The 11,993-nt window shown below is 72.3% G+C and carries 10 protein-coding genes, 1 tRNA gene and 1 pseudogene; 9 read left to right on the forward strand and 3 right to left on the reverse strand.

Annotation, left to right across the window (positions count from 1 at the left end):
* Positions 1–1,675 (reverse strand): annotated as a pseudogene (locus ABD329_RS31495) (SUKH-4 family immunity protein); the annotation flags it as partial.
* 5 nt (positions 1,676–1,680) lie between these two features.
* Positions 1,681–2,658, reverse strand: a complete 978-nt coding sequence (locus tag ABD329_RS31500; RefSeq protein WP_198277643.1) for an HNH endonuclease — start codon at positions 2,656–2,658, stop codon at positions 1,681–1,683.
* Positions 2,659–2,854: 196 nt separating this feature from the next.
* On the opposite strand from ABD329_RS31500, the gene ABD329_RS31505 reads away from it, so the two are divergent.
* Positions 2,855–3,376: a YwqJ-related putative deaminase gene (locus ABD329_RS31505; RefSeq protein ID WP_164436668.1), complete on the forward strand. Its 522-nt coding sequence runs from the start codon at positions 2,855–2,857 to the stop codon at positions 3,374–3,376.
* Positions 3,377–3,468: 92 nt separating this feature from the next.
* Positions 3,469–3,957, forward strand: a complete 489-nt coding sequence (locus ABD329_RS31510; protein ID WP_198277652.1) for an SUKH-3 domain-containing protein — start codon at positions 3,469–3,471, stop codon at positions 3,955–3,957.
* Between the two features lie 297 nt (positions 3,958–4,254).
* Here the strand turns inward: ABD329_RS31510 and ABD329_RS31515 are convergent, their stop codons facing one another.
* Positions 4,255–5,844, reverse strand: a complete 1,590-nt coding sequence (locus tag ABD329_RS31515; RefSeq protein ID WP_344317244.1) for a sensor histidine kinase — start codon at positions 5,842–5,844, stop codon at positions 4,255–4,257.
* A gap of 156 nt (positions 5,845–6,000) precedes the next feature.
* Here ABD329_RS31515 and ABD329_RS31520 point away from each other — a divergent pair, with 156 nt between their 5' ends.
* From ABD329_RS31520 to ABD329_RS31550, 7 genes are all read left to right on the forward strand, one after another.
* Positions 6,001–6,894: a hypothetical protein gene (locus ABD329_RS31520; RefSeq protein ID WP_246618518.1), complete on the forward strand. Its 894-nt coding sequence runs from the start codon at positions 6,001–6,003 to the stop codon at positions 6,892–6,894.
* Positions 6,895–6,922: 28 nt separating this feature from the next.
* A tRNA-Gln gene (locus ABD329_RS31525) sits at positions 6,923–6,994 on the forward strand.
* Positions 6,995–7,111: 117 nt separating this feature from the next.
* On the forward strand, positions 7,112–8,569 hold the full coding sequence (gene glmU / locus ABD329_RS31530) for a bifunctional UDP-N-acetylglucosamine diphosphorylase/glucosamine-1-phosphate N-acetyltransferase GlmU (protein ID WP_198277644.1): 1,458 nt from the start codon (positions 7,112–7,114) through the stop codon (positions 8,567–8,569).
* Between the two features lie 71 nt (positions 8,570–8,640).
* Positions 8,641–9,618: a ribose-phosphate diphosphokinase gene (locus tag ABD329_RS31535; RefSeq protein ID WP_198277645.1), complete on the forward strand. Its 978-nt coding sequence runs from the start codon at positions 8,641–8,643 to the stop codon at positions 9,616–9,618.
* 222 nt (positions 9,619–9,840) lie between these two features.
* Complete coding sequence (locus ABD329_RS31540; RefSeq protein ID WP_198277646.1) at positions 9,841–10,440, forward strand: 50S ribosomal protein L25/general stress protein Ctc; 600 nt, start codon at positions 9,841–9,843, stop codon at positions 10,438–10,440.
* 88 nt (positions 10,441–10,528) lie between these two features.
* A complete protein-coding gene (gene pth, locus ABD329_RS31545) occupies positions 10,529–11,119 on the forward strand; it encodes an aminoacyl-tRNA hydrolase (RefSeq protein WP_198277647.1) in 591 nt (196 codons plus the stop codon).
* A 69-nt stretch (positions 11,120–11,188) separates the two neighbouring features.
* Positions 11,189–11,707, forward strand: a complete 519-nt coding sequence (locus tag ABD329_RS31550) for a hypothetical protein (RefSeq protein ID WP_198277648.1) — start codon at positions 11,189–11,191, stop codon at positions 11,705–11,707.
* Positions 11,708–11,993: the final 286 nt, after the last annotated feature.

Here is an 11,993-nt window from a genome sequence, read left to right on the forward strand (position 1 = left end):
CGCCCGCGAGCATCGTCGCGGCAGCGTGCACACCGCCGCCCGGCGCACCCGGAGCACCGGGCGGAGGCGGCGTCTGCCCACCACCCTGACCACCAGGGCCACCAGGGCCACCAGGAGCACCGAGAGCGCCATGGGCGCCGGGCGGGCCGGGAGGCTGCGGGGCGCCGCCGAGGCTGTCGGAGTCGAGCTGCGAGACCAGCTGCGTCGGTATGTACCCCCCGGCCGGAGCGCCGGAGGCACCGGGCCCGGACGGCGCGGGCGGCGGAGGCGCGGAGTCCGCACCCGGGGTCCCCGGAGCACCGGGCGGCGGGGGCGTCGGACCGCCGCCCGCCTTACGGGTGGCGGCGTCCGCGATGTCGCTCGCGTTGGGACCGGCACCCGGACCGGCACCGGGACCAGCGCCAGGGGCACCGGGGCCGGGGGCACCGGGGCCGCCCTGCTGGCCGGGGAAGTCGAGGGACGGGGCGATGGCCGTGGGCGGCAGCGCGCTGCCGCCGGACATCAACTCGGTCTTGGCGTCCGGCCGTATGCCCGGCGCCGGGGTGTCCTCGTCGTCGGAGCCCGCGAGCGGCGGGGCGAAGACCGTGGCGGGCGGGGCGACCGAGCGGTCGTCGTCATCGTCGCCCTTGATGTCCGTACCGGCCCACGGCGTACCGCCGCCGGGCGTGGCCGCGTTGTCGGCCTGGCCCCCCGAGGAGGGCGTACCGGCACCCGGCGTGGGCGGCGCCCACGGGCTGCCGCCACCGGGCGGGGGCGGAGGCGGCGCGTTCCGCCAGCCCTCACCGCCGGACGGGGCACCGGGCGCGGCAGGGGCACCCGGCGCGGGCGGGCCGTCCTGCGGCCGGTCGCCCGCTCGCGGGCGCGCGACACCGTCGGACGGCCAGTCGTCCATGGCCCCGCCCCGGTCCCGGGGAGCGCCCGGAACGGGCGCGGGCGGCACGGGCCCAGGCGGAGCGGACGCGCCCGGCACGGGCGCGGGCGGAGCGGGGGGAGCACCCGGCGCACCGTGCGGCGCGTCCGGACCGGCGCTCCGCGCCCCGCCGTCCGACGGCCAGTCGTCGAACCCCTGGGAGCCGTGTCCCGCCGCCCCGGGCCCCGGCCCACCGGCCGGCGGCCAGTTGTCCTCCGGCGGCAAGGGAGGTGAGGCGGCACCGGCGGCCGGCGGAGCGGGCGGAGCAGGAGGCCCAGGAGGCGCCGAAGGACCCGGAGCCGAGGCGGAACCGGCAGCCGCGGCGGCATCCGGCTCCGCCCCCGCCCGCTGCTCGGGAAGGTCCAGCCGCCCTTCGGACCGGCTGCTCATCGCGTCCGCCGCCTCCTGCAACCACTCCGGCGGAGTGAGCAGGAAGGACGTCGCGTTCAGATCGATGCGCTGCTGCCGCCCGGTGGTGGACTCGTCGCGGGAGCCGTCGGTCGTGCCGTACCGCTCCTCGTAACGGCGGATCACCTCGCCCACCGGCAGCCCCGGCCACAGCGTGGTCTCGCCACTGTCGCGGGCGATCACCATCCGGGTGCCCTCGGCACCGCTGCCCGAGACCGGGCCGTCCGGGCGGTCCTCGGCCCAGACCACGAAGCCCAGGTCGAACTCCCGGACCCGCGCCTCGCGCTGCTGATAGGCCGGCACATCGCCGTTGATCCAGAGTTCCGCGCGCTCCTGCGCCTGTGCGAAGGTCACCATCGCGCTCACCCCTCCACCGGGACGGCGTACGCGAATCCACCGTCCACCATCAGGTTCGCCACGGTCTCCAGCTCCGGCGGATTGCCCGCCAGCCGGAGCAGGAAGGCGTCGAAGTCGTCGCCGCAGGGCAGCAACAGCCGCTCCACCCGCTCCTGGACCGTCCAGCCGTCACGGTCCCGCGCGTCGTCGTACGCGCAGAACCACACCGAGCCGATCGCGTCGCCCTTCACCTTGACCGCGATCACACCGCCCTGAACGAAGCCGACGCCCAGGTAGTCCTTGGTGAAGTGGTCCCGCAGACACTTGTTGATATAGACGAGGTCGTTGACCGCCGCCTCGTCGCGCACCGTGAAGAAGGGCTGGTCGATCAGCAGCCCCAGCTCCGGGTCGAGCGCCGTGCCGACCGGTGCGCAACCGCCCGCCGCCTTGAGGAAGGCGCGGTACGCATCGGGCAGCCGGTAGCCGAGGTCCTCCTCGACGCCGAGCACCTGCTCCTCGGTGACCGAGATGCCCCGCAGCGGCAGGCCCACATGCATCGGCCGGGTCTCCTGGAGCGGGCGGGTGCCCCGCTTCTCCTGGTCGACCTGGGCCGTGGCGAGCCCGCCGTGGTGCCGCAGCAGCGCCTTGACCTCGACCGGGATCAGCTCCATGCGCCGGGTGCCGACGACGTGGTGCCAGGTCCAGCCGTGCGGGGTGGCCACCGCCGACGCCCCGTTCCACAGCTCGTGCCCGGTGGCGTGCAGCGCGGCGTTCGCCGAGACGTAGTCCGTCAGCCGGAGCTCGTCGACGCCGAACCCCTCCGGGGGCTCGGCGATTTCGGCGGCCGCGCGAGCATACGGCGAGAAGTCCGGAAAGCCGTTTTCGTCCACGCGGACACCCTTGGGGTGGCGCGCGGCCCGGACCGGATCCGGGAAGTGCACGACCTGCCCGGCGTAGGCCGTGTTCGGTGGCGCGGCATGCTGCCCGAGCCGACCTGTCGTCATGGCGGTTGCCCCCTGCTGATGCTGGCTACTGGGCACAGCCTATGCGGTGACGCAACCGTCCGAACCGGGCGGCCATCCACCCTCACGACGGCCTCCGTCCCCACCAGGTCGTTCAGACCCGGACTACCGCAGCGCCCGCGGGATTTGGCAATCTGATCATTGCAACCGGGGGATTGCACAGGGAGGGATCCACCACATGCACATCACGCAGAGCAACGGAGGCGGCGACGGCGCCACCCCCGCGGCCGGCGACCCCCGGCTGAGATGGAGCAGCGTCGACCCCGACGCCGGCCCACCGCCGCTGCACCGCCGCCGCGACGGCATCCTGCCCGCCGTCGCGGCCGCGCTGTCCGTCCGCGGCGATACGCTGACCTGCACCGGCGGCAAGGCCGACCAACCGCCGACGCTCCATCCGCTGGTGCGGGAATTCCTCGACGCGCTCGCCAGCGGCCAGCGTGAACGATTCACCGGGCGCTGCCCCGAGGTGATCCTGCTCTCCCGCCACCTGGCGAACGTCGAGGCCGGCCGCTCCAAGCGCGCCTCCCGCAAACCGCTCACCCAGGGTGAGGCCCGCCGCTCCCTCAAACAGGCCAAACTCACCACTCGCCGGATCCGGGAGGCGGGCGACCCGCAGCACGGCAGCTACGCCCCGCCCTGTCTGTCCTGCGCCGCGCTGCTGGCCCATTTCGGCGTACGGGTGGTGGGAGAGAGCACGTGAGCCAGGCACATCAGGCACCACAGGCACCACAGACGGCCCAGGCCCCGCGAGGAGCACCGACACAGCAGCCGACACGCCCGGCGCGACAGCCGATCGACCGCTTGGACGTCACCCGCTTCTCCGTCGCCGTCGACGCCGCCCTGCGCGAAGCGGGCTGGCAGCCCGGCCGCTGGGACATGCAACGCGCCGAGGTCTGGGCCGACACCCTGCGCGCCCACACATCGCCCGCGGGCCACCGGCACGCCGTCTTCCCGGCGGCGGTCGAGGCATGGGCGGAGTTCGGCGGGCTGCACATCCAGCCGCCCGGCGCGGGCCGCGAGATCGCCCCGACCCCGTTCCGTATCGATCCCCTGCTCGGCCTCCATCTCGCCCGCACCCTGGGCGATCTGGGCCGGGCCCTGGAGACCGAGATGAGCCCGCTGGGCGAGGAGGCCGACGGGCAGGCGGTGTTGACCATCGACGCGGAGGGGCGGATCTACAGCCTCGACCACACCGGGGACTGGTACCTGGGCCCCACCCTGGACGCCGCCCTCAGCACCCTGGTCACGGGCGCGCTCCCGGCCAGGCTGACCCGTGCGTAACGCGCGTACCGCGCACCACCCGATCGGCGCCGGCGCCAGGCCCTGTCCGGCGGATCGCCGCAGGCCCGCTACGCCCGGCACAGCACCCCCGCTACCGCCGGGAGGTGCCCCCGGCCGCGCTGTCGGGCCCGGGCGGAGGCGCCCCGAAGGGGCGCGGGGCCGTGCCGATGTGCGGTTCCGACGCGTGGCAGGGGCGCAGCCCCGGTCCCCCGGGGGTCTGGGGCGCAGTCCCAGGTTCGGGAAGGGGCGAGGAGGGGAACAAGCCCGCCGCAGGCGGCCGAACCCGTCGGACACCCGCTAGGCGCTCTTCGCCCGCTCCACGCCCCCGCCCCCGCCGCGGCGCTCGGCCGCGGTGCGGCCCGCCGAACGGTCGGCGGGCTGTTCCACACGAGACGCCCGGTCCGTCTCATCCCTGCGGCCAGGACCGTCAGGCCCATCCGTCCCGTCCGGGATGACCGCCGACACCCGGAAACCACCCGCCTCCGTGGCGCCCGACACAAATCCCCCGCCGAGCGTCGAGACCCGCTCCCGCATCCCGACCAGGCCGTTCCCCCCGCTCGGCAGCCCCGCGTCCGCCGCGCCGCGCTCCGATGGCCCGTTCTCCACCAGCACCGCGATCTCGGCGGTGCGGTGCGCCACCCGGACCCGGGCGCTCGCGCCCGGGGCGTGCTTGTGGACGTTGGTCAGCGCCTCCTGGACCACCCGGTAGGCCGTCTGCTCCACCGGAGCCGCGTACCGCCGCTCCTCGCCCTCGACCGAGAGCTCCACGGCCATCCCCGCCGCCCGGGACTGCCCGACCAGCGCCTCCAGCTCCGCCAGCCGCGGCCCCCCGGCCACCTCCACGCCCTTCCCGGCCGCTCCCGCGGCCTCCGCGGCGGCAGAGGCCGCGGCCGCCACCCCCGCCAGCGGCCTCTGCTCGGCGGAGGACCCGGCGGCATCGGAGGCGCCTGAGGCCCCGGAGGCCCCGGAGGCCCCGGAGGCCCCGGAGGCCCCGGAGGAGGAAAACCCAGCGGCGGCGGAAGACGAGGACCCGGCGGCGAACGCCGCCCCCCGCAGACCGTCCTCCGACCGCAGCACCCCCAGCATCTGCCGCAGTTCCGTCAGCGCCTGCCGCCCCATGTCGCCCACCAGCGCCGCGTTCTTCGACGCCTTCTCCGGATCCTTGAGCGCCACCGCCTGGAGGGCCGCCGCGTGCACCACCATCAGGCTCACCCGGTGCGCCACCACGTCGTGCATCTCCCGCGCGATCCGGGTCCGCTCCTCGTTACGGGCCCACTCGGCCCGTTCCTCCGCCCGGTCCGCGAGCAGCGAGAGCTCCCGTTCCAGGCCGTCCGCGCGCTCGCGCAGGCTCTCCACCAGCCGTCGCCGCGCCCGGACGTACAGCCCCAGCAGCACCGGCGGGCCGGTCAGCCCCAGGGTGAGCACCATGGCGAACATCGGGGCCTCCCATACGGAGGTCCCCACACCGTTCTGCGGACTGTCCCGGCGGAGGCCGATCACCGTGACGAGGAAGCTGCCCACCGCCGCCATTCCGGCCAGCACCGCCGTGATCCGGCGCGGCACCTCGGACGAGGCGAGGGTGTAGAGCCCCACGACGCCGAGCAGCACACCCATTTCGGCGGGGGAGACCGCGATCGATATCAGCACCACGGCGATCGCCCAGCGGCGCCGCAGCACCAGCGTGGCGCCGACGAGCGCTCCGATCAGCACCCCGGCGGCCACCGGGATCCGGGCATCGTGGGCGAATCCGACACCCTCCGCCGCGCACTCGATCGACGACGCCACGGCGAGCAGGACATCGAGCCCCATGCTCCGCCGCCGCGCCCACCACCACGGCCCCGCGGGCGCGCCCCGCGCGCCCGCGGCCTCTTCCCCCGTCGAACTCATAGCGACCAGCCTACGGCCGGGCGCCAGCGCTTTTCCCGGTGACACGGCGGCGCACAAGAGACTCGAACATCAGGCAAAATCGCCCATTTAACTCGAACGAATGAATCGCCCACATTTTCGACCCGGCGCGTCCGGACATCGAACGACCCTGTAGCCATGAACACACCACGGCGCCGCGACGGCGACAGCGTGGGCGGCCTGCTCGACGGGACGACCACGTTCGAAGAACTGAGAGAACGGGCGATCGCCTTACGGAGGGAAGGGCTGAGCCGCAGACAGATCCGCGACCGGCTGAAGGTGAGCAACAACGACATCCTGAACCGCCTCCTGGAGGGCGAGCCGCCCCCCGAGTGGACCAAGCGCCCCAACGCCAAGGACGACCTCCGGGCCAGGGCGCGCGAGATGCGGCTCCAGGGGATGACCTACGACAGGATCCAACTGGAGCTCGGCTGCTCCAAGAGCTCCATCTCACTCTGGACCCGCGACCTGCCGAAACCGGATCGCCCGCCCCGCACCCGGGAGGAGGCGTCGGCGATCGCCAAGCGGGGCTGGGAGGCGACGATGCGGCAGCGGGAGATCGGGCGGCAGCGGACGAAACTCGCGGCGGCACGGGAGATCGGCGCACTGACGGACCGGGAGCTGTTCCTGGTGGGCGTGGGGCTGTACTGGTCCGAGGGCAGCAAGAGCAAACTCCATCGTCGCAGTGAAGCCGTCGTCTTCATCAACAGCGACCCCGGCGTGATCCAGACCTATCTCGCATGGCTCAGTCTGCTCGGGGTCGAGCCGGGGCGTATCCGCTACCGGGTGATGATCCACGAATCCGCCCAGGTGGCCGACGCAGAACACTACTGGGCAGACCTGGTCGGTGTAGACGTCGACACCTTCGAGAAGACCACCCTGAAGAAGCACAACCCGAAGACCGTCCGCAAGAACGTCGGCGAGCACTACCGAGGGTGTCTCGTGGTCCGCACCCTCAAAGGGGCTGACCTATACCGTCGCATCGAAGGCTGGTGGTACGGCATAGTGGTGGGGGCCAGGTCGACGATTTAGCGGTTGTCCGATTTGGCAACTTTTGCCATCCCCTGTGGTGTAATCGGCAACACGTGGCGCTTTGGACGCTTTGTTCCAGGTTCGAGTCCTGGCAGGGGAGCTCTAAGTTCGGGTCCTGGCTGGACGGCACCGCCCGGCTCGGGACCCTCCTTCCTTTCCGCCCGGAAACCTCTCGGTATCCTGCGGGTGTCCACCCCCGAAGCCGAAGGGCACACCCGTGAGCGCCAACCGCCCGGCAGCCGTCGTCGTCCTCGCAGCGGGTGAGGGCACCCGCATGAAATCGGCGACCCCGAAGGTTCTGCACGCCCTCTGCGGCCGCTCCCTCGTCGGGCATGTCGTCGCCGCCTCCCGTGAGCTCTCCCCCGAACACCTCGTGGTCGTGGTCGGCCACGCCCGGGAGCAGGTCTCCGCGCATCTGGCCGAGACCGACGCCGAGGTGCGCACCGCCGTCCAGCACGAGCAGAACGGCACCGGGCACGCCGTCCGGATGGGCCTGGAGGAGCTGTCCGACAGCGGGGTCGCCCTCGACGGCACCGTGATCGTCGTCTGCGGTGACACCCCGCTGCTGACCGGCGAGACGCTCCAGCGGCTCGCCGCGGCCCACGACGCCGACGGCAACGCCGTGACCGTGCTGTCCGCCGAGGTCCCCGACGCCACCGGCTACGGCCGGATCGTGCGGGAGGACGCGACCGGCGCCGTCACCGCGATCGTGGAGCACAAGGACGCCACCGACGCGCAGCGCGCGATCCGCGAGATCAACTCCGGGGTCTTCGCCTTCGACGCCCAGCTGCTCACCGACGCCCTCGGCAAGGTGCGCACCGACAACAGCCAGGGTGAGGAGTACCTCACCGATGTGCTCGGCATCCTGCGCGAGGCCGGGCACCGGGTGGGCGCGTGCGTGGCGGGCGACCACCGCGAGATCCTCGGGATCAACAACCGGGTCCAGCTGGCCGAGGCCCGCAGGCTGCTGAACGAGCGGCTGCTGGAGCGGGCGATGCTGAGCGGGGTGACCGTCGTCGACCCCGCCACCACCTGGATCGACGTGACCGTCACCTTCGAGCCGGACGCGCTGGTGCACCCCGGCACCCAGCTGCTGGGCGCCACCCACCTGGCCACGGACGCCGAGGTCGGGCCGAACTCCCGGCTCACCGACACCACCGTCGGCCGGGGCGCGGTCGTCTCGTTCACCGTCGCGGACGGCGCGGAGATCGGCGCGGGGGCGAACGTGGGGCCGTACACATATCTGCGCCCCGGGACCCGGCTGGGGGCCAAGGCCAAGGCCGGCACGTATGTGGAGATGAAGAACGCCACGATCGGCGAGGGCACCAAGGTGCCGCATCTGTCCTACGTGGGCGACGCGACGATCGGCGAGCAGTCCAACATCGGGGCCGCCAGCGTCTTCGTGAACTACGACGGTGTGAACAAGCACCACACCACCATCGGCAGCCACTGCCGGACCGGGGCCGACAACATGCTTGTGGCTCCCGTCACGATCGGGGACGGTGCTTACACCGCCGCCGGATCGGTCATCACCAAGGATGTGCCCCCGGGCTCGCTCGCCGTCGCACGCGGACAGCAGCGGAACATCGAGGGCTGGGTCGCCCGCAAGCGCCCCGGAAGCGCCGCGGCGCGAGCCGCCGAGGCCGCTCGTCGGGAGGACGAGGGCCAGCAGTGACATGTGCACAGGTACACCGTGCGGGGCGTACGGTGAGAAGTGCACCAAAGTGACATCCAAGGAGACTTGTTGTGACCGGGATCAAGACGACCGGCGAGAAGAAGCTGATGCTCTTCTCCGGCCGCGCCCACCCCGAGCTGGCCGAGGAGGTCGCCCATGAGCTGGGCGTCAGCTTGGTCCCGACCAAGGCATTCGACTTCGCCAACGGCGAGATCTACGTCCGCTTCCAGGAGTCGGCGCGCGGTGCCGACTGCTTTTTGATCCAGAGCCACACGACTCCGATCAATAAGTGGATCATGGAGCAGCTCATCATGATCGATGCGCTGAAGCGGGCCTCCGCGCGCTCGATCACGGTGATCGTTCCGTTCTACGGCTACGCCCGTCAGGACAAGAAGCACCGTGGCCGCGAGCCGATCTCGGCCCGGCTGATCGCCGACATGCTGAAGACGGCGGGCGCCGACCGGATCCTCACGGTCGATCTGCACACCGACCAGATCCAGGGCTTCTTCGACGGTCCGGTGGACCACCTCTTCGCGCTGCCGGTGCTCGCCGACTACGTGGGCGCCAAGGTCGACAGGTCCAAGCTCACCGTGGTGTCGCCGGACGCCGGCCGGGTCCGGGTCGCGGACCGCTGGTGCGACCGGCTGGGCGCGCCGCTGGCGATCGTGCACAAGCGGCGGGACCCGGACGTGGCCAACCAGGTCACGGTGCACGAGGTGGTCGGCGATGTGCGGGGCCGGGTGTGTGTGCTGGTCGACGACATGATCGACACCGGTGGCACCATCTGCGCGGCGGCGGAGGCGCTGTTCGCCAACGGCGCGGAGGACGTGATCGTGACCGCCACCCACGGTGTGCTGTCCGGTCCGGCCGCGGACCGGCTGAAGAACTCCAAGGTCAGTGAGTTCGTCTTCACCAACACCCTGCCGACTCCGAACGAGGTGGAGCTGGACAAGGTGACCGTGCTGTCGATGGCGCCGACGATCGCCCGCGCGGTCCAGGAGGTCTTCGAGGACGGCTCGGTGACCAGCCTGTTCGAGGAGCAGGCGTGAGCGGCTTAACCTCGCGGAACCGGACGTAGAGGCCACTCCCGTCAGGGGGTGGCCTCAGCCGTTGGCTCCAGGCGCTCTCAGCCATTGGTAGAATCGTGGGGTTGCTCGGCGAGGGAGGCCGCTTCTCACAGCGGCTGTCCGTTATCGACGCGCTCTTCGTAGCAGGTCTGTCGTGGGCCGGGTGACGCCCACACACCGCAAACGATCTACGAGGAGTGCCCCATGGCCGAGGTCAAGATCTCCGCTAAGCCCCGCACCGAGTTCGGTAAGGGCGCCGCCCGCCGGGCCCGTGTCGCCGACCGCGTTCCCGGCGTGGTCTACGGCCACGGCGTCGAGCCGCTGCACGTCACGCTGCCGGCGCACGACCTGCTGATGGCGCTGAAGACCCCGAACGTGCTGATCCGTCTGGACGTCGAGGGCGGCAAGGACGAGCTGGTCATCCCGAAGGCCGTGCAGCGTCACCCCATCAAGATCGGCGTGCTGGAGCACATCGACCTGCTGCTGGTGCAGAAGGGTGAGAAGGTCACCGTCGAGGTGCCGATCCTCACCGAGGGCGACCTGGCCCCGGGCGGCAACCTGCTCGAGCACCTGCTGAACGCCCTGCCGGTCGAGACCGAGGCGACCCACATCCCGGAGTCGGTCACCGTCTCCATCGCGGGCCTGGACGCGGGCGCCACCATCCACGCCAAGGACATCACCCTCCCGGCGGGCACCACACTGGCCGTCGAGGAGGACGCGGCAGTGCTCCAGGTGGTCGCCGCCCAGGCCGAGGCTCCGGCCGAGGAGGGCGCCGAGGGCGAGGCCGAGGGCGCCGAGGCGTAATCTGCGCCTGCTCCCTTTTCGCTTCTCCGGCCGCCGTCCCGCCCCCCGGGGTGCGGGGCGGCGGCCGTCCTCAAGGAGAGACATCCAGATGACGGACGACACGAGCCCCTGGCTTGTGGTGGGCCTCGGCAACCCCGGCGGCGAGTACGCGGGCAACCGCCACAACGTCGGCTTCATGGTGGCCGATCTGCTGGCCGAGCGGATGGGCGCCCGGTTCAAGGCGCACAAGTCGCGGGCCCAGGTCGTCGAGGGCCGGGTGGGTCCGCCCGGACCGGCGAGCCGCCGCGTCGTGATCGCCAAACCGATGTCCTTCATGAACCTCTCGGGCGGTCCGGTGACCGCGCTGCGCGACTTCTACAAGGTGCCGGTCGGTCATGTCGTGGCCATCCACGACGAATTGGACATCGATTACGGGGCACTGCGGTTGAAGACCGGCGGTGGTGACAATGGCCACAACGGGCTGAAGTCGATCACCAAGTCGCTGGGCGCGGACTACTGCCGGGTGCGCTTCGGAATCGGCCGTCCGCCGGGCCGGATGGATGTCGCGGCGTTTGTCCTCAAGGACTTCTCCGCTGCGGAGCGCCGGGAGTTGGACTACTTCGTGGACCGCGCGGCGGACGCGGTGGAGACGCTCATCGCGGACGGGCTGGAGCGCGCGCAGGGGACGTACAACTCCTGAAAAACGCCGTTCGCCCGTTTGTTCGGCGGAAGGTTGACCGGCGGCCCGGGGATGGCGAGGATCGCCGCCATGGCTTCCACCGGTGTGACCAAGCGCAGCCGTACGCGGCGGGCGGGCGAGAGCGCGTACGGGTTCCTGTTGCTGGCGAAGAACGTGGCAATGGCGCTTGTCGCGCTGCTGATCCTGGTCGCCGGGGTGTGGTCCTCCTGGGGTGACGCCAAGCCGTCGATGCTCACCAAGGGGCTTGAGCGCGGCACCGTGACGGTCTCCGACTGCGGCGACGAATGGTGCACCGGCTCCTTCACCCCGGCCCGCGAGGGCGGCAAGTCCCGTGGCCGGGTACGGATCGACGAGGCCGTCACGAACGGAACGGGCGACCGGGTGCCGGTGGTCCTCAAACCCGGCACGGACCACGCCGTCCGCACCGGCGCCGCCGGCATCCTCCACGCCTGGGTCCCCTTCGGCGGCTCCCTCCTCCTCACCTCCCTGATCGTCGCGGGCGGCCTGGGCCTGCGCCGCACGGGCTGGGCCATGGGCCTCCTGGGCGCGGCACTGCTGGGCGCCTCCTTCGCCACGCTTACGCTGTAGCGCTCACCGGGTGCCCCTCCTGGGTCTGCGCTCACCCTTCGTCCCGGGACCACCTCACCGCTGGTGCGACCGGTCTTCTCGCTTGACTTGGGCAGCCCGGCACCGCCGGACACCCCGGCGGGGGGTCCTCGCCATCGCGGCGGGCAAGGCATGCCGCACCCGGCAGAAGAACTGTGGCGGGCGGCCACCAACCGCACACGGGCAGCCCGGCACCGCCGGACACCCCGGCGAGGGGTACTCGCCATCGCGGCGGGCAAGGCATGCCGCACCCGGCAGAAGAACTGTG

The sequence above is a fragment of the Streptomyces javensis genome (assembly GCF_039525925.1).
Taxonomy (GTDB): domain Bacteria; phylum Actinomycetota; class Actinomycetes; order Streptomycetales; family Streptomycetaceae; genus Streptomyces; species Streptomyces asiaticus.